This window comes from Methanosarcina mazei S-6, assembly GCF_000970205.1.
In the GTDB taxonomy this organism is placed as follows: domain Archaea; phylum Halobacteriota; class Methanosarcinia; order Methanosarcinales; family Methanosarcinaceae; genus Methanosarcina; species Methanosarcina mazei.
This window is the reverse complement of the sequence record NZ_CP009512.1, coordinates 1170136-1191870: the sequence shown is the minus strand read 5'-3', so window position 1 is coordinate 1191870 and position 21735 is coordinate 1170136. Positions and strand designations below refer to the sequence as shown.

At 43.2% G+C, this 21735-nt stretch carries 20 protein-coding genes; 12 read left to right on the top strand and 8 right to left on the bottom strand.

Going from position 1 to position 21735, the window contains the following annotated elements; all coding sequences use genetic code 11:
- Nucleotides 1-31 precede the first annotated feature (31 nt).
- Nucleotides 32-652, bottom strand: coding sequence for an ABC transporter permease (locus MSMAS_RS05315; RefSeq protein ID WP_048046354.1), 621 nt, complete (start codon nt 650-652; stop codon nt 32-34).
- Nucleotides 643-1305: an ABC transporter permease gene (locus MSMAS_RS05310; RefSeq protein WP_011032250.1), complete on the bottom strand. Its 663-nt coding sequence runs from the start codon at nt 1303-1305 to the stop codon at nt 643-645. The genes MSMAS_RS05315 and MSMAS_RS05310 overlap by 10 nt, the downstream gene beginning before the upstream one ends.
- A gap of 74 nt (nt 1306-1379) precedes the next feature.
- On the opposite strand from MSMAS_RS05310, the gene MSMAS_RS05305 reads away from it, so the two are divergent.
- Nucleotides 1380-1523: a hypothetical protein gene (locus MSMAS_RS05305; RefSeq protein ID WP_155395337.1), complete on the top strand. Its 144-nt coding sequence runs from the start codon at nt 1380-1382 to the stop codon at nt 1521-1523.
- Nucleotides 1524-1540: 17 nt separating this feature from the next.
- On the opposite strand, the gene MSMAS_RS05300 is transcribed toward MSMAS_RS05305, so the two are convergent.
- The gene (locus MSMAS_RS05300; protein WP_011032251.1) at nt 1541-2665 is read right to left on the bottom strand and encodes an ABC transporter ATP-binding protein; all 1125 of its coding nucleotides are present in this window, start codon (nt 2663-2665) and stop codon (nt 1541-1543) included.
- 24 nt (nt 2666-2689) lie between these two features.
- Entirely contained in the window at nt 2690-3610 is a 921-nt protein-coding gene (locus MSMAS_RS05295) for a glycine betaine ABC transporter substrate-binding protein (RefSeq protein WP_011032252.1), read from the bottom strand.
- 538 nt (nt 3611-4148) lie between these two features.
- Between MSMAS_RS05295 and glmU (MSMAS_RS05290) the strand changes: the two genes are divergently transcribed.
- The 4 genes from glmU (MSMAS_RS05290) to glmU (MSMAS_RS05275) all read left to right on the top strand — a co-directional run bounded on the left by glmU (MSMAS_RS05290) (nt 4149) and on the right by glmU (MSMAS_RS05275) (nt 9825).
- Nucleotides 4149-5366: a bifunctional sugar-1-phosphate nucleotidylyltransferase/acetyltransferase gene (gene glmU, locus MSMAS_RS05290; RefSeq protein ID WP_048038047.1), complete on the top strand. Its 1218-nt coding sequence runs from the start codon at nt 4149-4151 to the stop codon at nt 5364-5366.
- A 22-nt stretch (nt 5367-5388) separates the two neighbouring features.
- Nucleotides 5389-7245 (top strand): glutamine--fructose-6-phosphate transaminase (isomerizing), encoded by a 1857-nt coding sequence (gene glmS, locus MSMAS_RS05285; protein WP_011032254.1) that lies wholly within the window; start codon nt 5389-5391, stop codon nt 7243-7245.
- 85 nt (nt 7246-7330) lie between these two features.
- On the top strand, nt 7331-8635 hold the full coding sequence (gene glmM / locus MSMAS_RS05280; RefSeq protein ID WP_175413366.1) for a phosphoglucosamine mutase: 1305 nt from the start codon (nt 7331-7333) through the stop codon (nt 8633-8635).
- Nucleotides 8632-9825 carry a bifunctional sugar-1-phosphate nucleotidylyltransferase/acetyltransferase gene (gene glmU / locus MSMAS_RS05275; protein WP_011032256.1) on the top strand — a complete coding sequence of 398 codons (1194 nt, stop codon included), beginning with the start codon at nt 8632-8634 and terminating at the stop codon, nt 9823-9825. The genes glmM and glmU (MSMAS_RS05275) overlap by 4 nt, the downstream gene beginning before the upstream one ends.
- Nucleotides 9826-10002: 177 nt before the next feature.
- Here the strand turns inward: glmU (MSMAS_RS05275) and MSMAS_RS05270 are convergent, their stop codons facing one another.
- Both MSMAS_RS05270 and MSMAS_RS05265 read right to left on the bottom strand, forming a co-directional pair.
- Nucleotides 10003-10533, bottom strand: a complete 531-nt coding sequence (locus MSMAS_RS05270; RefSeq protein ID WP_048038049.1) for a hypothetical protein — start codon at nt 10531-10533, stop codon at nt 10003-10005.
- A gap of 329 nt (nt 10534-10862) precedes the next feature.
- Nucleotides 10863-11051, bottom strand: coding sequence for a hypothetical protein (locus tag MSMAS_RS05265; RefSeq protein ID WP_048038048.1), 189 nt, complete (start codon nt 11049-11051; stop codon nt 10863-10865).
- Nucleotides 11052-11797: 746 nt separating this feature from the next.
- Here MSMAS_RS05265 and MSMAS_RS05260 point away from each other — a divergent pair.
- Both MSMAS_RS05260 and MSMAS_RS05255 read left to right on the top strand, forming a co-directional pair.
- Nucleotides 11798-12916, top strand: coding sequence for an AAA family ATPase (locus MSMAS_RS05260; RefSeq protein WP_011032258.1), 1119 nt, complete (start codon nt 11798-11800; stop codon nt 12914-12916).
- Nucleotides 12917-13169: 253 nt separating this feature from the next.
- Nucleotides 13170-13430: a hypothetical protein gene (locus MSMAS_RS05255; protein WP_011032259.1), complete on the top strand. Its 261-nt coding sequence runs from the start codon at nt 13170-13172 to the stop codon at nt 13428-13430.
- Between the two features lie 269 nt (nt 13431-13699).
- Here MSMAS_RS05255 and rnz read toward each other — a convergent pair whose 3' ends face one another.
- The gene (rnz, locus tag MSMAS_RS05250; RefSeq protein WP_011032260.1) at nt 13700-14617 is read right to left on the bottom strand and encodes a ribonuclease Z; all 918 of its coding nucleotides are present in this window, start codon (nt 14615-14617) and stop codon (nt 13700-13702) included.
- Nucleotides 14618-15070: 453 nt separating this feature from the next.
- Between rnz and cobA the strand changes: the two genes are divergently transcribed.
- From cobA to ahbC, 3 genes are all read left to right on the top strand, one after another.
- Nucleotides 15071-15838 carry a uroporphyrinogen-III C-methyltransferase gene (gene cobA, locus MSMAS_RS05245; protein ID WP_011032261.1) on the top strand — a complete coding sequence of 256 codons (768 nt, stop codon included), beginning with the start codon at nt 15071-15073 and terminating at the stop codon, nt 15836-15838.
- Between the two features lie 27 nt (nt 15839-15865).
- Complete coding sequence (locus tag MSMAS_RS05240; RefSeq protein ID WP_015411011.1) at nt 15866-16657, top strand: uroporphyrinogen-III synthase; 792 nt, start codon at nt 15866-15868, stop codon at nt 16655-16657.
- 110 nt (nt 16658-16767) lie between these two features.
- A complete protein-coding gene (gene ahbC / locus MSMAS_RS05235; RefSeq protein WP_048046353.1) occupies nt 16768-17967 on the top strand; it encodes a 12,18-didecarboxysiroheme deacetylase in 1200 nt (399 codons plus the stop codon).
- A 161-nt stretch (nt 17968-18128) separates the two neighbouring features.
- On the opposite strand, the gene MSMAS_RS05230 is transcribed toward ahbC, so the two are convergent.
- Nucleotides 18129-18938 carry an aminoglycoside phosphotransferase family protein gene (locus MSMAS_RS05230; RefSeq protein WP_011032264.1) on the bottom strand — a complete coding sequence of 270 codons (810 nt, stop codon included), beginning with the start codon at nt 18936-18938 and terminating at the stop codon, nt 18129-18131.
- A gap of 726 nt (nt 18939-19664) precedes the next feature.
- On the opposite strand from MSMAS_RS05230, the gene MSMAS_RS05225 reads away from it, so the two are divergent.
- Nucleotides 19665-20615, top strand: a complete 951-nt coding sequence (locus MSMAS_RS05225; protein ID WP_011032265.1) for a BUD32 family EKC/KEOPS complex subunit — start codon at nt 19665-19667, stop codon at nt 20613-20615.
- Nucleotides 20616-20699: 84 nt separating this feature from the next.
- Complete coding sequence (locus MSMAS_RS05220) at nt 20700-21464, top strand: HAD family hydrolase (protein ID WP_011032266.1); 765 nt, start codon at nt 20700-20702, stop codon at nt 21462-21464.
- The last annotated feature ends 271 nt before the right edge of the window (nt 21465-21735 follow it).

Sequence of the window (21735 nt, the reverse complement as noted above, 5' to 3'; positions counted from 1 at the left end):
GAAAGGATTCATAAAACATCCGGTTTTTATTTTAACCTGATTTTTTAAGATATTCCGGAGTTAAGCGTTTTTCCAGTGCTGAAAAGAAAAAGTCAAGGAAAAGGGCTATGAGTATGACAGGGAAGGTCCCTGCAAGTATTTTGCTGGTATTAAAGTTTGTAAGTCCTTCGAAAATCATGGACCCCAGGCCCCCACCACCTATAAGGGCTGTAAGGACCGCAATGCTGTTGGCAAGGATAGCTGCAAACTTTATGCCCGCAAAGATGGCTGGATAAGCATTTGGGAGCCTTACATATCTGAGAACCTGAAAATCGGTCATCCCTATGCCTTTTGCGGAGTCCAGCAGGGCAGGGTCCACGTTGAAAAGGCCTATGTATGTATTTTTGACTATGGGGAGCAATACCCTTAACATTATGGCTATAACAGCTGGAAAAAAACCAATCCCGATTAAAGGCACAACCACAGCCACGACCGCAAAGCTGGGAACTGCCTGAACAAGGTTGGAAAACCTCATTACGAGAGAAGCAAGTTTTGCATTATAGAGGGACAGGAATATCAGAGGAACGGACACAAGGGCTCCGACAAGAAGAGCCGTATAAGCAAGGAAAAGGTGTTCAAGCGTTGCCTCAAGAATTTCTGCAGTTATGACCATGTCCCGTACCTCGCTTTAAGAATTTTTTCTATTATACCTGCTATTCCGTCCAGAAGCACTGCAAGAAGCCCCACCCAGGCACCCGTAACAAGGATTGTGCCCATATCATACAGTTGAATTCCGTTCTGAAGGGCAGCCCCAAGCCCGCCTGCAGCAATCAGACCTCCAAGGGTTACAACCCCCATTGTAAATACGACCGCAATCCTGACGCCTCCGGCAATCAGAGGCAGGGAAAGGGGAAAACGGACTTTGAAAAGGACTTCTCGGGGAGTCAGTCCCAGGGCTTCGGCAATTTCTATGTATTCTCTGGGCACGTTTGAAAGGCCTGTATAGGTATCTCTGGCAATAGGGAGGATAGAATAGAGGATAGAAGCAACTATTGTCGGTGCAGCACCTATCCCGAATATGGGAAGCAGAAGGACAAGCAGAGCCACATCAGGGACTGTTTCTACCACGTTCAGGCTGTTAAGGACGGGGCCTGCAAGTTTCTGGTTCCTGTAGGTAAGAACTCCTGTGACTACACCAATAAGGATAGAAAAAAAGAGGGCAAAGAAAAACATGTAGAGATGTTCAACTGTGCGGAGGGAGAGCATCTGAGTGTTCCAGACTCTTATTATTTCTGCAGTGAAATCGTTAAGACCTTCAATAATCATACGATCACCTCAAGTGGTATATGCTCCTGTACCTCTGCACGTGGTTTGATTTTAAACTGGATCATCTCTTCAGTATGCGGGTAATTATTTTTGCTATCACTGTGGGGAAGGGCTCAGGCGGTAAGCCAGGAAATAAAGAAGTGGCGTCCAGCCAGCCTCATAGAGAAAGTATCTCATGTTTCTGGCAGGCTGCTGTGTTTCACCTTGATCGCTACTGAAAAGGCTCGAAGTAAACTCAAATAAGATTCTGGAGAACCCGGTCCGAAAAAAGGACACCGACAGGTTCGTTATCTGCGACTACAAGCCCCATAGATTCTCCTCTGGATTTGAGCTCTGTAAGGGCTTCGAGAAGCGGAGCCCCGGAGGAGAAAAGGGGGAGGGGCTTTATGGCTTCTTTAAGTTCTCTCCCTTCAGATCTGGCTTTCAGGACATCGTTTAAACCAATCCGTCCAGAAATTTCCGGGGACGTGACAAAAGCAAGTTCAAGCCCGTTCCTCACTATAAGGTCAAGGGCAGTTTCTGCAGGCATTTCGGGGTCCAGAGTTAATTCTCTATTAATAGGCTGCATCATGTCACCGGCCTTCAGTGCATCTATATGCCTGTACTTCCTTTTTGAGTCCGCGATTTCAGCAACAAGGTCACTGGCTGGCGAAAAAATCAATTCTTCGGGGGTCCCGACCTGAACGAGCTCGGTATTATTCATAATTGCAATCCTGTCTCCAAGCCTGAATGCTTCGTTAATATCGTGCGTGACAAAAACAATGGTTCTCCCAAGCTCTTTTTTTATCCTGAAAAACTCATCCTGAAGCTGAGTCCTGAGGAGAGGATCAAGCGCGCCGAAAGGTTCATCCATAAGAAAAAGAGGAGGGTCCATAGCCATTGCTCTCGCAAGCCCGACCCTCTGCTGCTGGCCTCCGCTCAGTTCATGAGGGTAGCGGTCCATAAAACTCTCAGGAGGAAGGGAAACAAGGCTTAGCAGTTCACTCACTCTTTTTCTGATCCTCTCTTCTTTCCAGCCTTCAAGTTTAAGGAGCAAGCCGATATTTTCCGAGATCCTTAGGTGAGGGAGTAGCCCGATATTCTGGATCACATAACCGATATTCCGCCTCAGGCGGACAGGGTCAAACTCTCTTGTATCGATCCCATTTATAAACACTGCACCGGAGTCAGGCTCTATAAGGCGGTTTATGGTCCTTATAGCCGTTGTCTTCCCCGAACCGCTCCTTCCTATAAGAATAAGGAGTTCTCCTCCCTTGATTTCCAGGTTCAGGTTTTTTACGGCAAAATGCTCCCCGTATTTTTTTGTAATATTCTCAAGTCGGACTGAATCTATCCGGTCAAAAAGTTTTGTGAATGACATGGGCAGAGCCTTAACATGCGGTGTTCAGGAAGATATCAGGCCTTCTTCTATCAGGTAATCCCTGGCAATATCTTTTGCAGACCTGCCTTCAATGTCATATTCTCCATTAAGGCGCCTCATGGTGTCCTGGTCAATCCTGCCGTTAAGCTGTGAAAGTGCCTCCATGGCTTCTGGATTATCCTCTGCAAAGGACTCGGTAACAAGAACAACGGCATCGTAAGGAGGAAGAGCGTGCTTATCGTCTTCAAGCACTTTCAGGCCGTAGAGGTCGTTTCGGGTATCCGTGGTATAAGCGCTTATAGCATCAACCTCATTGTTCTCCATAGCTTCGTACATTATGCCCGGAGCCATTGAATTGTAGTTTTTGAATGAAAATCCGTAAACGCGGGCAAGCTGCGGAAGCCCGTCTTCTCTTGTGGCAAACTCCGGGTCAGTGCCCACCGACATTTCCGAAGCATAGGGCTCAAGGTCACTTATCGTGTTTATTCCCTGGTTTTCAGCCCATTCCCTGTCAACAGCTATAGCGTAGGCATCTTCAAATCCCAGGCTTGATGCGATTACTACTCCATCGCTTTCAAGCATGCCCTTTTCTGACTCTTCATATACCACTTCAGGGTCCCACTCCTCAAGAGGCGGTTTTTTCAGGATCTGGCTGTAAATTGTCCCTGTATATTCAATATAGGACTGGATGTCTCCTTTTTTCAAAGCCTCGTAGTTTACAAGCGTGCCTCCGAGGTTCTCTTTGACCTCAGTATCATACCCCTGCTCTTCGAGCAAAAGCGAAACCATATGAGCAGTAATATAGGATTCCTGGAAAAGTTTTGTTCCTATCACAACTTTTTCTGCAGGCTGCGTATTATTCTCTCTATTTTGATTATTTTCCGCGCAGCCGCTGAAAAAAAGAGAGGCTGCAAGCAGCAGGACTATAATAAAGCGAAATTTCATTTGATTCCCCCCTCAGTATCCGACTCCCGGTCAGTATCTATTTTCCTTTAAATAAATCAGCGGATTTATTTGTAGATTTACTGTCGATGGTAGTTATAGCTTCTTATGAGCAAAAAACTTATAAAGTACTGCAAACGGAAACCGTTTAAATATATGATATACCTGTTGTAAAGGATTATATTAACCTGTTTCTGGCCCTTCCTATACTACCTGATATAAAGCAGACACTTCATTCGGTTCATTAAAGCTATCTCAGGACAGAAACTGTCTTTATGGGCCTGAAAACCGCGTGAAAAAAGCTGAAAAATACAGATAATATTCTAATCATGTTCGAAAAAACAGCAGAAACTTACTTTATATTTTAGAAGAGAAAATCACTGCTTTTTATATATATTTTTCTCCTTTTGTTTAACCGCTTTTCATTTGTATATTATATACAATGTCTTTAAACAGTCTTTTTGTATAAATATAGTTTTATATATTAATCCATCAGGTTTTGAAGGGAATGTATAAATTCTAAAAAATGTTTTTTAACTCTATGAAAGCTATTATCCTCGCAGCAGGGGAAGGACTGCGCTGCAGGCCTCTTACACTTACTCGTTCCAAAGTAATGCTTCCTGTAGCTAACAGGCCCATTCTGGAACATGTCATATCTTCGCTTGAAAAAAACGAAATCAAAGAAATCATCCTGGTTGTCGGGTATGAAAAAGAGCGCATCATGAACTATTTTGAAGACGGGCTTAATTTCGGGGTAAACATATCATATGTGGAGCAAAAGGCCCAGCTTGGAACAGCTCATGCAATTGAGCAGGCGAAAAAACTGATAGGGCCCGAAGATTCCGAATTTCTTGTTTTGAACGGGGACAACCTTGTAGAGCCTAAAACCATCGCCGACCTCCTTAATAACTATGAAGGTGATGCAAGCCTCTTAACCGTAAGAATGGAAGATACGGCAGGTTATGGAGTGGTATTGAAAGAAAAGAAGAAAGTCACCCAGATTCTGGAAAAAAGGCCCGGAGGCTTAAGCCGCCTTGTAAATACAGGAATTTATATTTTTACGCCGCAGGTCTTTGAAACCATTGAAAAGACCCCAATATCCGAAAACGGAGAATATGCAATAACCGACACTCTCCAGCTTATGATCGATGAGGGGAAAATGGTTACTTCAATCCCTACAGAATCAAAATGGCTGGACGCGGTTCACTCGTGGGACCTCCTGAAAGCGAATGCAACCGTATTAAATGCCTCCAAAAACCTGAAGCAGGAAGGAGAGCTCGAAGAAGGAGTAATAATCCGCGGAAATGTCGCAATAGGGAAAAACACAATAATTCGTTCCGGAACCTATATTGTAGGTCCCGTTGTAATCGGGGAAAACTGTGATATAGGACCTAACGTAGTAATTTTGCCCTCCACTACTATAGGAGACAACGTGTCCATAAGGTCCTTTACCGAAATACAGAACAGCATCATAATGAATGACTGCAGGATTTCTTCCCATGGACAGATTTCAAATTCTATAATTGGAAGCAATAATACACTTGGCCCAGGTTTTACCGCAGAGGAAAAGGAAAACCTTGAGATAAACATAAACTGCAAGGTCCATAAAGCCCCAAAGCTCGGCACTATACTCGGGGACGACAACCGCATAGGAGGCAGAGTGCTTGTTAAAGCCGGAGTAATGATAGCGGTAAACTGTCAGGTAGAGTCCGGAAATACAATTTACAGAGACCTGTCCCGTGATTCGGTGGTCCTCTAAGCTCGTAAGAAGGAGATAAAAAATGTGTGGAATTGTAGGGTATGCAGGGCGAAATGCTGCTGCGCCGGTTATAATAGAATCTCTTAAAAAACTCGAATACAGGGGATATGACTCCGCAGGGGTTACTGTCCTTGGAAGCGGGGTTGAGACATACAAAGCAGTGGGAAAAATCATAAATCTTGAATCAGAAATTCCGAAAAACCTGAAAGGAGCTATCGGGATAGGACATACTCGCTGGGCAACTCACGGCCGCCCAAGTACGGAAAATGCCCATCCCCATAATTCGGGAGGAAACCCTGTAAAAATCTCACTTGTACATAACGGGATTATTGAGAATTACATGGCGCTAAAAGAGCGGCTTATCGGAGAAGGTTATGAATTCAAATCCGAAACCGATACCGAAGTTATCGCACATCTTCTGCACAAACACATATATGGAAGCCCGGATGGAAAAGAAGCCCGGAATAATCTTCTTGCAGGGCTCAGGGAAGCTTTAAAAGAGATTGAAGGGTCATATGCACTTGCAGTAATCTCTGCGGACGAGCAGGGAAAACTTGTTCTTGCCCGCAAGGACAGCCCTCTGGTTATAGGGCTCGGGAAAGGGGAAAATTTTGCTGCATCTGATGTGACTGCTTTTCTGATTCATACCAGAGACGTAATCTTTGTCGATGACTTTGAGACCGCAGTCCTGACACCTGACAGCGTGGAGATATTTGACAGGGAAGGAAAACTCAAAGAAAAGAAGATAGAAAAAATAGAGTGGGACTTTGAAGCTGCGGAAAAAGCAGGTTATGAACATTTCATGCTTAAAGAAATCCATGAGCAGGTCAGCGCAATCCACAATACCCTGGCAGGAAAGGTCTCGGAGCTTGAAGGAGCCATATACTTAAAGGAGCTGAACCTCAATGATGACGAAATAAAGAAACTGTCAAGGGTTCAGATTCTCGCCTGCGGGACTTCCTGGCACGCAGGCTTGCTGGGGAAATACCTTTTTGAACAGCTGGCAGGAATTCACTGCGATATTGACATCTGCTCCGAATACAGGTATAGAAACCCTGTTATGCATGAAGGGACCCTCGCAATTGCTATTACCCAGTCAGGAGAGACTGCAGACACACTTGCAGCTGTTCGGGAAATCATGTCTTACAACTGCCCCACCCTTGCAATCACGAATGTTGTGGGAAGCACAATAACAAGAGAAGCAAACAGTGTTCTCTATACCCGGGCAGGCCCGGAGATAGGGGTTGCTGCCACGAAGACTTTCAGTACCCAGCTTATCCTCCTTTATCTCCTCGCTGTAAAATTCGCTCTCGTGAGGGGCAAACTCAGTCCTGACTACGTGAAAAGTTTTATTACGGAAATCAGAAAGGTCCCGGGTGAGATCCAGCAGATCCTCAACCAGAAAGAAGTGATAAGGGAATGTGCTGAGAACTTTGCCTGTTCAAAGAGCTATTTCTTCCTTGGAAGGCACCTGAGCTACCCCATAGCACTCGAAGGAGCCCTGAAGCTCAAAGAGATCTCATATGTACATGCCGAAGGCTTTGCTGCAGGGGAACTGAAACACGGCCCTATTGCCCTGCTTGACGAAGGGGCTCCTGTGGTTGCGATTGCCACGAAAGGGCAGACTTATGAGAAGATGCTCAGCAACATAAAAGAAGTGAAAGCCAGGGACGCGTATGTAATAGCAGTTGCCAATATCAATGATACTGAAATAGGAAAATATGCTGACGTTGTCCTGAGAGTTCCCTCGTGTGACGAACTTCTGGCTCCCCTTTTGAGTGTTGTCGTACTTCAGTTGCTTGCTTATTACACTGCTCTTGCCAGGGACTGCGCTATTGACAAGCCCCGTAACCTTGCAAAGAGTGTAACTGTAGAATAAATACACCACTATTAAATGATCGGTTAATTAAACCATAAACAAGCTTTCAGAAAAATTGAACTTCAGGAAATATGGAGTGGGATTTATGAAACTTTTCGGATCTTCAGGAATTAGAGGTATAGTCAATACGGAAGTTACGCCCGAACTTGCACTGAAGGTGGGACTTGTATTAGGAAGCCGGAAAAAGACTGCTGTAATAGGGAGAGACCCAAGGGTTTCGGCTCCCATGATAGAGCACGCCCTTGTTGCCGGGCTGACCGCGGCAGGCTGTGACGTAACAAAAGCAGGCATGGTAACCACTCCCACCCTTGCTTATGCAGCCAGGAAATACGAGTGTGGTGTAATGGTTACAGCTTCCCACAACCCCTCGGAGTATGTTGGGATAAAGCTGTGGAACCCTGATGGGATGGCTTTTGATTCAGCCCAGCAGGAAGAGATTGAAGAAGCTATAGAAAAGGAAAACTTTTCCCGGGTTACCTGGGACTTAATAGGTAAAATTGCTGAAGACGAGAATGCCATCAGAGACCACATGGACATGATTGAGGGTCTTGTAGGAAAGTCTAAGCTGCGTGTGGTTCTTGACTGCGGGTGCGGGGCTGGGAGTACAATCACCCCCTATCTCCTCCAGGAACTCGGCTGCGAGATAATAACCCTGAATTCCCAGCCTGACGGGCATTTCCCGGCAAGAAACCCCGAGCCAAATGACCAGAACCTTTCCCTGCTTAAAAAAGCAGTTGTGGCATTCGGAGCTGACCTTGGGATAGCTCACGATGGCGACGCAGACAGGATGATGGCAGTGGACGAAAAAGGCAATTTCGTTTCCGGAGACGAACTGCTTGCAATATTCGGGCGTTTTGAGTGCGGGGACAAAAAAGGGTCGGTTGTTGTGCCTGTGGATACCTCTCTTATGGTAGACGATTACCTTGAAGGCTCGGAAATCATAAGGACGAGGGTAGGGGACGTTTATGTCGCAGAGGGCATAAAGCAGTGCAAAGCAATCTACGGTGGAGAGCCCTCAGGAAGCTGGATTTTCCCGAAGATCTCTTACTGCCCGGATGGGATCTATGCAGCTGCAAAACTTGTTGAAATTGTCAATGAAAAGAAATTAAGTGAATTAAGGGCAGAACTTCCGATCTATGCCACAAAGAGAGGCGCTTTACCCTGTGCAAACGAAAAGAAAGCCGAGTTTATGAAACGGGCAAAATCAAAACTGGAACCCCTTGGAAAAGTCCTTGACATTGACGGCATCCGCGTTGAACTTGAAAACGGCTGGGTACTTGTCCGGCCTTCAGGCACGGAAGCAAAAGTCAGGATTACTGCAGAAGCCCGGGAAAACGTGGATGGGATCTATGAGATGGCAGAAAAAATAGTGAAGGAGGCGCTTAAATGAAAGCTGTTGTCCTTGTGGCAGGAAAAGGCACAAGGATGGAACCTCTTACTTCCGACTGCCCGAAGGTGATGCTTCAGGTAGCAAACAAACCCGTACTCGAACATATCCTTGATTCGGCTGTTGAAGCAGGCATTGAAGGTTTTGTCTTCATTACAGGATACCTGGAAGATCAGATAAAAACTCACTTCGGGGACGGAAGCAGATGGGGAGTGAGCATTGAGTACGTGCAGCAGAAAGAGCAGCTAGGGACTGCAAATGCCATAGGCTATGCCAGAGGGCACGTTGAAGGAGCATTCCTTGTGCTTAACGGAGACATGCTCATAGAAAAATCTGATTTACAATCCCTGCTTGAAAGAAAAGAGGAAGCTGTTATCTGCGTAAAAGAGGTAGAAAATCCCTCGGATTTCGGAGTGCTTGAAACTGAAGGAGAGAGAGTAATCAGGATAATTGAAAAGCCAAAAAACCCCCCAACAAAGCTTGCAAACGCCGGAATTTATCTCTTCCGGGAGTCAATTTTTGGCTTTATTGACAGGACAGAGCTTTCTGTAAGAAAAGAACTTGAAATAACAGACTCCATCCAGATGCTGATCGACAGTGGAGCGCCTGCAGGTTACAGCCTTCTCGGAGACAGCTGGATTGACATAGGTTACCCCTGGGACCTCCTGAAAGCAAACGAGCACCTCTTAAAAACCCTGAAAGGATACTGCCGGGGTAATGTTGAACCAAACGTTACTTTAAGAGGGGAGGTCGCTATAGGAAAAGGCTCACTTATCCGGAGCGGGGCTTATATCGAAGGACCTGTGGTAATAGGAGATTACTGCGATATAGGGCCTAACTGCTTTATCCGCCCATCAACAGCAATAGGCAACAAAGTAAGGATAGGGAATGCCGTTGAGGTAAAAAATACAATTGTTATGGAAGGCACTCATATTGGTCACCTGAGTTATGTGGGTGATAGTGTTATAGGGCGCCGCTGTAATTTTGGAGCCGGCACGAAAGTTGCAAACCTCCGCCACGACGGAAAGAACATAAAAGTAATGCTGAAAGGAAGGATTATAGATTCGGGCAGGCGAAAACTCGGTGTGATAATGGGGGATGATGTGCATACAGGCATCAATACAAGCATAAATATTGGGGTCGTAATGGGAAAAGGGAGAGCCACAGTTCCCGGAGAAGTGGTCAAGCACTGAGAATCCGATAAAAAGATATAAAAAAGGAGTTTCGAAAACTCCCTCCTTTTCTCTTACAGGTTAAGGAGGGAAATTTCCTGTATTAATTTTTGAAGTTTATTTCGTTTTTGAGTTTAGTCCATGAACCGGTTTTATATACTGATTTGACTTTTTGAAACTCATAAATATATTGTCCGCTTACGAATATAGCTGCTTTATGCTCCAGAGCACGGTTTTTCGGAAAAAACCTTCTATTTCTACCTTAAGCGATCCGTCGTTCATTTTTTCTACAGATTTTCTCAACCGGTCATCCGAATTAAGGATCTCTCTTATTGTGTCTTCATCGGATTCAACGGTTATGGTAGGACCGAACTTAGAATTAGGATCGTTAGGAGTATCATATCTGTAAAAGTCTCCTACTTTTCCACCGTTCATAAGTAAGGTTACATAGAGCATCTCACCATTGTTGAGCTTGATTCTCCCGGCAATCTCTTCACTTCCAACCAGCCTTTGAACAAGCGAGGGCACATTATCAAAGTTCTCGTTGTAAAGCTCCATCTGCGCGCTTAATTCGGAATAAAGATCGTTCTCTGCACTGGAATTAACAGAAGTTTTAAAGGTGCTGGCAGGTTTAACATCACCGGCACTGGAAGCTACCCCTGCCGAAGAAACAAGCAAAAGCATAACCAGAAATAAACTCAGGATTCTATTTTTACTGCAAGAAATCATAACTGAAAATAAGAGTCCTGAATATAAAAAAGTTCTCAATAGACAGAAACGTTCAAAAAAAGTAAGATAGCAGAGGATGAAATTCCGGATAATGTATAATAGGCAGTACAAATATTTTTAAAAATAATTGGCTTCCGGGTATGCAAGAACTGAAAAAGAGAAAAAAATGGAAGAAAAAATAGAAGGAAAAGTGGAAAAAAATAGAAGGAAAAGTGGAAAAAAATAGAAGGAAAAGTGGAAAAAAATAGAAGGAAAAGTGGAAAAAAATGGAAGAAAAAATAGAAGAAAAATAAAAACTTACCGGGATAAGTGCTATCCAGCGGCAAGGTTTAAAGTTTAAGAGATGGTCTGAATATTTCAGAACAGTACTTGTCGAAAACCTGATCCTCAACCTGTTCACAGATTTTTTTATAATTTTTCGACTTTGGGTCGTGCTTGCTCATACTCTTTTTGACTTCAGCGTTCATTTTGTCAAGAGTTTTCTGGTCGAAACCTTCCGTATTCTCCATAGTAAACATACAAATCATACTCTGGAAGCAACTTAGATGCTTAACTTTTTTTACGTTGTTTAACTTTCTACATTAATACGATACAATACAAATGTGTTAATCAGATAATATACTGATAATTAATTATCAGCTTTCACTATTATAGAAAATAGTTTCAATTTGATAATTAAAAGATTTATATTATTGCCCTAATATATTAGCTTTCCCTTTGGTTTATTTCATCATACATTAAACGAATAAATCAGGAAATTTGCAAAGAACTCTTTATGAAAGCCTTTTTACTCAAACAGCTAATTAATAAGGCCTGCATAATCATTTATCCAGTCGGGTTCTAAACAATAAGTTCTTTATTCGTACTCCTATAAATATTTTACATCAACGTGATATCATTCAGGATTCACATCTGTAGATTAAATATCTGAATATATAATGTTTACCTGAATTTCAATGATAGTTTACAGATATAACATAAAGAATACAGTAACTTTACAGGTCATAAGGATACGGTAACTTTACAGATCATAAAGAATACAATAACATCACAGAAGTAGTAGCAAAAAAAACAGTTCACCAGAAAAACAGTTCACCGGGAAGAAACATTTACCAGGAAAAAACATTTTTGAACAAAGAATATTTTTTTATATAGAGTTAGGAGAAGGCTTTCGCAATCGAATCCAGGGGCAGGATCATGGGTTAATTTTATTAGCCCTTCATGTCAGTATAGGATATAGAAAAGTATTCGAGTTGATAACAAAGTGCGACCAGTCTCACAACGAGTGAATGCGAAAAAGACTCATGAAAACAATACCGAATTTACGAAGTCCACATCCGAACTTCTTATCCTGAAACCTGAAGGATACCCCCTGAGCGGGATGATGGAAGAGTATCCGGTTATTGAAAACAGGGATGTATTTGAGTTCTATGCACGGGAACAGTGGAGCGGATATGTCGCCCGCAAAGGGGACTATCTCTTTGACAGGAGAATGTTCCCTGACTTTGCATACCGCATTATAGATGTGGAACCCGCAGAATCCATGATAGGCAGCTCAACTTCAATTATAGTAACCGAAGAGGAAAGCGGAATTCCTTCTTCCTCAGAGATTAAAGGCGATGTCATATTTGAAGATGTCATAGGGCAGGAACTTGCAAAGCAGAAATGCAGGCTGATCGAACGCTTCCTTGAAGAGCCCGAACGATTCGGAAAATGGGCGCCAAGAAACATCCTGTTTTTCGGACCCTCCGGAACGGGAAAAACCATGCTTGCAAAAGCCCTCGCAAACAAAACCGATGTTCCGCTCATTCCTGTCAAAGCCACCCAGCTGATAGGAGAATATGTGGGAGACGGAGCCCGCCAGATCCATCAGCTGTATGACAGGGCAGAGGAGATGGCTCCCTGCATAATTTTCATTGATGAGCTTGATGCAATAGCCCTTGACAGAAGGTTTCAGGAGCTCAGAGGGGATGTCAGCGAAATTGTAAATGCCCTCCTGACAGAAATGGATGGGATTATCGAACGCGACGGAGTCTGTACCATCTGTTCGACAAACCGGATAAATTCCCTGGACTCTGCAGTAAGGAGCAGGTTTGAAGAGGAAATAGAGTTTGTCCTTCCGGGAGAAGAAGAAATCGTCCATATACTGGAATCAAATGTGAAAACTTTCCCTCTGGGTGTCGAAGAGTGTGATTTTCAGGCACTCGCAAAGAAAGCGAAAGGGCTTTCCGGAAGGGATATTGTCGAGAAAATCCTTAAAACCGCCCTGCACCAGACAATTATCGAAGACAGGGAAATTGTCACCGGCAAAGACTTTGAAAAAGCCCTTGCAAGACTGGGCAGGAAAGATTTCATGCCGGACCCGACCCACCTATACGTATAACCTGTACGTATAAATTAAAGAGAAGTGTCCTCTATTTCTTTTTATAAAAAGTTTCAAACACCTCTCTTATATTTTATTTTTTTCAGACACCTCTCTTATGTATTATTTTTTATAAAATTTAAAAAAATTAAAGATACTTTTTCCGTTGAATCCTCTGGGATAGTTTTATGTATGGAGATCATTATTTTCTATCAGAAACCATATTTCAGTAAAGTCTTAACGATATCCGAAACAAGATTTAAAAGGGATTCCCATGAGTGAAATACGTGAAGTCGACCGTTTTGAGTGCAGTGTTATAAGTGTGATCAAGAATCTGGCCTGGAAAGGTGTGACAGTTGAAGAAAAAGGCACACAAGGAAGGGTGTACTTCGGAAGGGTTAACGGGGATATTGAAATAAACCCTGGAGACACATTTTATCTTGGAATCAGGCCGATTTATGAAATAGAAGATAAGACCATGAGAGTTACACTCTACAACTCTGAAGACAAACCGCTTGACTGGACACTTGTTTGAACAGGTGATGGTAAAGCCGGGAAGTAATCCGGATAAAATAAAGATTCTTTCTACAGGTTTGTTTCCTGAAGAGAGATTTAATCTACTTTTTAAACCTGGAATCGACTTTTTAAATCATATACCTTAAATCCTGTAACCTATTTTTTAAATCCTGTACCTTAAATCCTGTAACCCATTTTTTAAACCTGGAATCTACTTTTTAAATCCTGTAACCTGAATCTCAATCTTTGTTTCTAAAAATTAAATTATTAATATCCTCAGCAGTGGACTCAATCAGGTCTGTAAGGGACTTCAAGTTCCATCAGGTCTTCGGCTACAATAACATTTTCAAATACTTTTCTCGAATCATTCAGGATAGGTCCCACATCATCAGTATAACGTGAACTGATATGGGTAAGGACAAGTTGCCTGACTCCGGCTTCTTTAGCGAGAGATGCAACCTCGCCTGCTGTCGAATGCATGGATTCTTCCGCCCAGCCTGCCATCTCGTCTGCAAAACTGCCATCATGAATCAGGACATCAGCATCCCTGCTGGCTTCGAGCACTGCTTCACAGGGCCGGGTGTCTCCTGAGTATACAACCGTCCTTCCGGGCCTTGGAGCTCCCACAACTTCTTCGGGCTTTACAAGCTTTCCATTTACTTCTACAGGGTTGCCTTTCTGCAGTTTCGCAAAAAGAGGTCCAGGAAGAACTCCAAGCTCTACTGCCTTTTCCCTGTTGAAACGTCCGGGCCTGGGGTTTTCAATAAGAGAATACCCGAGGCTCGGAGTGCTGTGTTCGGTCTTCAGAGCACGGACCACATAATTTTTTCCTTCCACAATGTCCCCAGGACTCAGTTCGACACCTCTGACTTCGTATTTAAGGTTGCAATATCCAAGGACCTTAAAAACCTCGGTGAACTCCTTTGTCCCTTCAGGTCCGTAAATCGTCAGCGGCTCTTTCCTGCCGAGGAAAGACATTGTTTGAATAAGGCCGGGAATCCCGAGGAAATGGTCAGCATGAAAATGGCTGACAAAAATAGAAGACAGGCTCATCATTCCTGTCTTTGCCCTCATCATCTGCTGCTGGGTTCCTTCACCACAGTCAAAGAGGAGGAGCTCCCCTTTCAGGTTGACAATCACTGCAGACGGGTTTCTGTTGCGGGTCGGGAGAGAGCCTCCAGTGCCGAGAAAAATAATGCGAAGCATGATGAACTCACTGATTTATGCTGAATACTGATGTGATGACCATTCATTTATGATAAAACGGCCATTTGTGATAAACTGGCTGGTAATAAAGGACTCATAATTACATCAGGGGTATTTATTGATTCCTGCCCATCTGCAGGTACTTTTTCAGTATACGCAGTGAACAGGTGTGATTGATATTGAATTACAAAAATATGAGATATAATATATAGAAGATATGTAATAAATCTGCATAAAGATGGGATACTATTTATTATAAAAGCTCTTTAAAACCTACAGATTTGCATTTCTGTTAACATCTCTTCTAAGAATCTTACCTTCCCCAGAAGCTGCCTGCTATGGAAAAATTCCATTCGGGTACGAATAATCTCCCTGGGTGTATATGAAGAGAATTATTCATCAAAGAAGAATCCATCACCAATTATAAATAAAGAAAAAAGGAACCGTTGTTACATGTCAGGAAATTACGGAAAAGTCTATCTTGTGGGTTCCGGTCCAGGTGACCCTGAGCTTCTTACCCTGAAAGCCCGCCGGCTGATCGACAGTGCTGAAGTCATAATCTATGACCAGCTTCCGGGAAAAACAATTTTAAGCTCAATGCCGGAAACCGCAGAAAAAATTGATGTAGGAAAATATGCGGGCAACCATACCATGACTCAGTCTGAGATCAACGATGTACTTGTGCGGAAAGCAAAAGAGGGTAAAATGGTAGTCCGCCTGAAAGGGGGAGACCCTTACGTTTTCGGAAGAGGAGGAGAGGAAGCCGAGGTACTTGTAGCAGAAGGTATAGAATTTGAAGTCGTGCCAGGGATCACTTCCGCAATCGCAGTGCCTGCCTACGCCGGAATTCCTGTAACCCACAGGGAAAGCACTTCAATGGTTACTTTCATAACCGGCCACGAAGACCCAACAAAGGAAGAAAGCGGACTCGACTGGAAGACTCTGGCAAAGTTTAACGGAACCATTGTAATCTTCATGGGCGTAAAGATGCTCAGGCGAAATGCAGAAGAGCTCATAAAGCACGGCAAAGACCCTGAAACCCCTGTGGCAGTCATTGAAAGGGGAACCCGGCCTGACCAGAGGGTAACCGTGGGCACCCTTGAAAATATCGCCGACCTGGCGGAAGAGAGAAAAGTAAAAGCCCCTGCCATCACAGTCGTAGGAGAGGTAGTTAACCTGCACGAAATTCTAGGGGAACAGCTTACAGGGGCTGAGTTTTAACTTGCTGAAGTGACAGGAGAAAGAAATATGGCAGAAGAGAAAATTCCCGTGCTTGCGATCATGAGGCCGGAAAGTTACCGCGAAAAATCCGAAGCTATTGCCAGGGACTATGGATTTGAGCCTTTATGTGTCCCGATGATAAAGCTTGAAGGCATAAAAGATGACGGTTTCGAGCCTTTTATTCAGAGGGTCATTGACGGGACTTCGGACTACGTTGTTTTCACAAGTGCAAACGGGATAACTTTCACACTGGATAAACTAACGGAAGATGAAAAGAAAAACTTCATCACAGCCCTTAAAAAAAGAAAAGTAATAGCAATCGGTCCCAACACGGAAAAAGAGCTTGTGAGAATAGGAATTGAGAACTCCTTCATGCCTGCGGATTACAGTTCCGAGGGAATCGTAGAAGCTCTCTGTCCTGAAGTGAAAGGAAAAACTGTTGACCTTGCAAGGAGCGCTTATGGGGCAAAACTCTTAATAGACGGCCTTGAAAAATGTGGGGCAACGGTTTACGAGACCCATGTATATACTCTCAGCATCCCTGAAGGAGCAGCCCAGAAAGAGCTCATAGAGCGCACCCTTTCGGGAGAGGTTGACGCCTTTGCCTTTACAAGCTCTATGATGGTCAGGGGATTTATGAAGCACGCAGAAAACCTGGGAGCTTCAGAAGCTGTAAAAGAAATTCTCAGCAGGGCTGTTGTGGGCGCAATTGGGACTCCGACAGGAAATACCCTGAAAAAACACGGGGTCAATGCAAACGTGATCCCTGATGAGTTCACCTTTGAAGCCCTTATAAAGGCTATGAAGAAAGAGTTCTGAAAAGTCGGTTCCAGAGCCGGTTAAAAATATTTCCAGTTAAAAAACAATATTTATTATAGTTCTGTGGAACAATCTGGTTCTGGAAAACAATCTCACTTTTAAGGATCAATATGATAGGAATTTCAAAACTTTACTGCGGAACCGTGGAACCTTCTGACGCCCTTCGTTATGGAAGGGACTCAAAGAAGCTCCCCTCTCACCTTCTGCAGTTTTCAAAAGATAAAAAGCCGGTTGTGGTCTGGAACATGACCCGCCGCTGCAACCTGAAGTGTGTCCACTGTTACGCTCAGGCAAAGGATGAAGAGTTCAAAAACGAGCTCTCAACAGAAGAAGGAAAAGCCCTTATCGATGACCTTGCAGCTTTTGGGTCCCCGGTTATGCTCTTTTCGGGTGGCGAGCCCACTATTCGAAAGGACCTGCCCGAACTTGCAGCCTATGCCCGCGAAAAAGGTATGAGAGCTGTAATCTCAACAAATGGCACCCTCATTGATAAGGACCTGGCAAAAAAGCTAAAGGAAGTCGGGCTTTCTTATGTGGGGATCTCGCTTGACGGCATAAGGGAGACTAACGATAAATTCAGGGGCATGTCTGGAGCTTTTGATGCGGCTCTCAGGGGCCTGTACAACTGCCAGGAAGAAGGCATAAAGGTAGGTCTTCGCTTTACAATCAACAAACAAAATGTAAAGGATATTCCTGCGATCTTTGACCTTCTTGAGAAAGAAAATATCCCCAGGATCTGCTTTTACCACCTTGTCTATGCCGGCAGGGGCTCGAAAATGGTGGATGAAGACCTCTCTCTTGAAGATTCCAGAAAGGCTGTTGACCTGATCATGCAAAAGACCAGGGAACTGCACGAAAAAGGCTTCCCTGCAGAAGTACTTACCGTGGACAACCACTGCGACGGCCCCTACATTTACCTGAAAATGCTGAAAGAAAACCCTGAAAGGGCTGCCGAAATTTTTGAGCTCCTTTCAATGAACCAGGGAAATTCCTCAGGAATAGGGATAGGATGCGTTTCCTGGGACGGTTCGGTCCACGCCGACCAGTTCTGGAGGCACTACTCCTTCGGAAATGTGCGGGAAAGACCTTTCAGCGAGATCTGGACCGACCTCAGTGACGAACTTATGGCAGGGCTCAAGTACAGGAAGCCCCTCATCCAGGCTAACGGAGACCGATGTGCAAAATGCAAATGGTTTGATGTATGCAACGGAAACTTCAGGGTAAGAGCCGAAGCAGTATACGGAAACGTATGGGCGGATGACCCGGCTTGCTATCTTACAAAAGAAGAAATAGGATACGATGAAGCCTGAAAACAATTCAGGCTTTATTAAATTTCAATGTTTCTTTTAAATTTCAATGTTCCTTAATTCCTGTTATTTTTTGAACTATACCATTCTGGTATGAATGTTTCAAATCCATCATACCATTTCAAAACGGTTTCGGCTTGCCTGAGCATTGTGTTGACTTCTTTCTATCCAAATTGAATTGCCCAGGGAATTGATGAAAGCTGGTTACTTGCAATATATAAAGCCATTAATCTGAAAAATAAAGCAGGTACATCGTGTTCAAAATATCCATTTATGCGTCCTGAAGCAAATGAGGCACTTATATCCGCACACCATGTAATACGGTTGAATTCTTCCCAGGGGTCACCATAATCAACTCTGTTAAAATCAATAATTCCCAGCTCTCCAGACTCTGTAATAATCATATTTCCGGCATGATAGTCACCATGTTGAAAACACTGAGGCCGATTATCCAGCAAATACCGGTTCTGTTCTATGTATTCAATTATCTTCTCTGCTCCCTTCAGACGAATCCCGCAAGCTTCATAAGCGGCAATATTTCTGTTTATTTTCCGATTAAACCGCTCCGACCATGAGATTTGATTTTTTGCCGTAGATACTTGATGTATTATTTTTAAGATTTCACCCGCTTTAACTCCAAACTGGTATTGCTCTTTTCTGTCAAGTCTCGGAAGAAGATATTCTGCATCCTTACCTTTAATCCAGGTTAGCAAAGAGTACACTGATTTTCCGTTATTACAAATTCCAAAATCAACCGGATGCGATATCAAAATATCAAGCTTATCAAGCTGTTTTATTGCTTCAAAGTCCCGTTTTCTGTTCTCGTATTGCGAGACGTCCGATACTCGGAGTAATAGTTCTCTGCCGTCTGTAGTTCGGACATAATATTTCTGATCATCTGACCACCCCCTGTTAATGGGCTCGACTTTTTGCCATTTACAGGAGTCAGGGATTTCATCAGGGAATTTAATCACGTTAACAGCTCTATGAATATTGTAACCTGTAGATTGCCGTTTATTAAGGTTAAAACTTTAGAGTTTTCTTTTATAAATAATCATTTATCATTCCGGATACGTATTTTCAGAGTAGAAAATAGGAAAAAATGGATAGTAAAGATCGAACTGAGCAGCTCGCCTTACAGAGCTTACCGGCAAAAACACACACCATAACATAGCTGGTCCGGCAATAACATAGCTGATGTCGGCGGGCCTGCTTTTGAAAGGTAGATAAAAACATTTATTGAAACACCAACAATAATATAAGATACACAGGCTATAGTATACTTCTGGCAGTATTGAAGATTTAAAACCGGAAAACAAGCTATGTAGCTGGTTATGTTTGATTTCATATGTTTTGATCATAATACCTTTTATTACTCCATCTTTCGAGATACTGAGGTTTATGCCGATCTGAATTTCATTAAATGCCTGTGTGGATGTCTGCTTTCATAATCAGGTAAGGTTTCATGCCCTGTATTTATCCACAATACTATCAAAATTCAGGATTATAATGATTTAAATTTAGAATTATAGACTTTAAGTTAGGATATGTAGCATAGACTTCAAGTTAGGAGATGTAACCGCTTAAGTCAGGAAATATAGCATAGACTTTAAGCTGGGAGATATAGCCGCTTAAGTTAGAGATGACTATGAAGCAAAAGACTGTCGATATTGTTTCTGGAAAAATGGGGGTAAGTTGAAGTGGCAAATAGCCATGTTAACACTTTAAACCCTGGAGACCCGTTCAGGGACTGGCTTGTAGAAGAGGTTGTTGCAAATAGGATTCGGGATAAAAAATGCTGTGTAAACGTTTTTAAATACAACTCTTCCCACACTGTTTGCAGGTATCAGTTTAAAGGGGAACATTTCAGCGTAATGGCAAAGTTCTTTGCCGAACCGACAGGCAAGCTGAAAGCATACAATCCCTATAAAGGCATGATGAACGAGTACAGGAACCTGAAAAAAGCAGCTTCGATAATAAATGTTGCAAAGCCTCTTGCAGTAAGAAAAGACTTCAATTGTGTCCTTGTAACCGAACACATACCCGGAAAATCTCTTGGCTGGTACCTTAAACGCGAAGAAGACCTTTACGGAAGGCTGTCTGCTGTGGCTCACATGCTCAGGAATCTACATGACAATACAAAGTCTTCTTACAATAAAGAAAATGAGTTCAGAAACTTTCATGATGTTCTGGACCACCTTAAACTTGATTACGGCACGAGAGAGACTTTCAATAAACTTCTGGGAGAATGGTGGTACAGTTCATTGCTCGACCGGGATCATGGCTGTATGGTCCACAGGGACGTTACTCCTTCAAATTATATTTTTTGCAAAGAAAAGCCCTATGCCATCGATTTTGAGAGCTCATGGTTTGAGGCACATCCCATAAGAGACCTCGGGGTCCTTACTGCAGAACTTAAGAATGAATTTGAATTGCACAAAGGGGGAGGCTGGAAAGCCGAGCCCTATATAGGAAACTTCCTCTGGGAGTACAGCCGCGGGGAAAAGGACTTTTACAGCATTACCGGAATTTTGCCTTTTTTCATGAGTATAGGGCTGCTCCGTTCCGCAAGGCTTCACCAGGGAGATTACAGGAATTACCTGATAAATGAAGCGCGTGAATGTCTGGGTGCAATTTATAGAGGGAATTAAGTAAAATAGGAAAGCTTTAAGATAGTAAACGAGATAGGAGACTGAAAGTAAAATCAAAGATATTGAAAACATCACAAGGGGGACATGGGAGGCAAGAACATTTCAAGGAATGATGAAGCTGATCCTAAAGGAGGCACTGTCACTTTTCTGGGCGATCCTTTAGAAGCCGGGGAAGATGTATTTGAGAGCTGCCAGATCAAAGGGGTTATTTTTGACTGCTACCAGACGCTTATTGATATCCATACCGAAGAACACAGAATCGAGACATATGAGACCGTAAGCTCATGGCTTGCCTACCATGGGGTAAAGATTAAGCCGGAAAAGCTCTGGGATACTTACATATTTAAGGTTGAAGAAAGGATGAAAGACTCAAAGGAGATATATCCCGAGATAAGAATTGAAGAAATCTTTGCCGAGATCTGCCAGGAAAACTCTATCTGGAAAATCGACGAAAAAAGCCTGGGAATTGAAACGTCAAGGGTCTTTCGGGCGGCTTCAATCCGAAAGCTGCGCCCCTTCCCTCAGAGCATAAAACTAATCGAGCAGTGCATAAACATCCCAAAGTGCATAATCTCCAACGGGCAAAGGGTCTTTTCCGAACTTGAACTGAGGTTCCTAGGGCTTTATGACTACTTCGATTTTGTAATATTCTCGTCAGATGTGGGATACAAAAAACCCGACCTCAGGCTTTTTATGACCGCCCTTAAAAGGATGGAACTCGAACTCGAACCCAAATGTGTTATGTCCCTAGGAGACTCTTACGAAAATGAGATCCTTCCGGCGAGAAAGCTCGGGATGCAGGCAATGACGATTGGAGAAGCCTGGAAACATTTCGGGATAACAGACTGAACCGGAATACCTGCCATGCAAAATACTTTTTTAACCCATTTTACCTGATCTCCTGGCTTCCAGGATTCTTTTTTGCCTGCCAGCTTTTTATTGTCTTTTTCTTTCTTTTTCCTCTTTTTTATTTTATCTCTCCTTCCCTTTCATCTCTTTTTATTTTCTCTCCTTCTCTTTTCTTCCTTTTACTCTAATTCTTATTTTTTAGAGAATTGCTTCTCTTCATAAAATGAGACATCGCAGAAGGAAAAATCTTGAAAATATCCCGATTAATCTG

What these genes read in the sequence shown, in the direction of transcription:
- MSMAS_RS05220 (WP_011032266.1), top strand. Translation starts at nt 20,700, where the DNA reads ATGGGAGGCAAGAACATTTCAAGGAATGATGAAGCTGATCCTAAAGGA.
- MSMAS_RS05255 (WP_011032259.1), top strand. Translation starts at nt 13,170, where the DNA reads ATGAGTGAAATACGTGAAGTCGACCGTTTTGAGTGCAGTGTTATAAGT.
- cobA (WP_011032261.1), top strand. Translation starts at nt 15,071, where the DNA reads ATGTCAGGAAATTACGGAAAAGTCTATCTTGTGGGTTCCGGTCCAGGT.
- MSMAS_RS05310 (WP_011032250.1), bottom strand. Translation starts at nt 1,305, where the DNA reads ATGATTATTGAAGGTCTTAACGATTTCACTGCAGAAATAATAAGAGTC.
- MSMAS_RS05295 (WP_011032252.1), bottom strand. Translation starts at nt 3,610, where the DNA reads ATGAAATTTCGCTTTATTATAGTCCTGCTGCTTGCAGCCTCTCTTTTT.
- MSMAS_RS05300 (WP_011032251.1), bottom strand. Translation starts at nt 2,665, where the DNA reads ATGTCATTCACAAAACTTTTTGACCGGATAGATTCAGTCCGACTTGAG.
- MSMAS_RS05240 (WP_015411011.1), top strand. Translation starts at nt 15,866, where the DNA reads ATGGCAGAAGAGAAAATTCCCGTGCTTGCGATCATGAGGCCGGAAAGT.
- glmU (WP_011032256.1), top strand. Translation starts at nt 8,632, where the DNA reads ATGAAAGCTGTTGTCCTTGTGGCAGGAAAAGGCACAAGGATGGAACCT.
- MSMAS_RS05270 (WP_048038049.1), bottom strand. Translation starts at nt 10,533, where the DNA reads ATGATTTCTTGCAGTAAAAATAGAATCCTGAGTTTATTTCTGGTTATG.
- rnz (WP_011032260.1), bottom strand. Translation starts at nt 14,617, where the DNA reads ATGCTTCGCATTATTTTTCTCGGCACTGGAGGCTCTCTCCCGACCCGC.
- glmS (WP_011032254.1), top strand. Translation starts at nt 5,389, where the DNA reads ATGTGTGGAATTGTAGGGTATGCAGGGCGAAATGCTGCTGCGCCGGTT.
- glmM (WP_175413366.1), top strand. Translation starts at nt 7,331, where the DNA reads ATGAAACTTTTCGGATCTTCAGGAATTAGAGGTATAGTCAATACGGAA.
- MSMAS_RS05265 (WP_048038048.1), bottom strand. Translation starts at nt 11,051, where the DNA reads ATGTTTACTATGGAGAATACGGAAGGTTTCGACCAGAAAACTCTTGAC.
- MSMAS_RS05305 (WP_155395337.1), top strand. Translation starts at nt 1,380, where the DNA reads ATGCGGGTAATTATTTTTGCTATCACTGTGGGGAAGGGCTCAGGCGGT.
- MSMAS_RS05315 (WP_048046354.1), bottom strand. Translation starts at nt 652, where the DNA reads ATGGTCATAACTGCAGAAATTCTTGAGGCAACGCTTGAACACCTTTTC.
- glmU (WP_048038047.1), top strand. Translation starts at nt 4,149, where the DNA reads ATGAAAGCTATTATCCTCGCAGCAGGGGAAGGACTGCGCTGCAGGCCT.
- ahbC (WP_048046353.1), top strand. Translation starts at nt 16,768, where the DNA reads ATGATAGGAATTTCAAAACTTTACTGCGGAACCGTGGAACCTTCTGAC.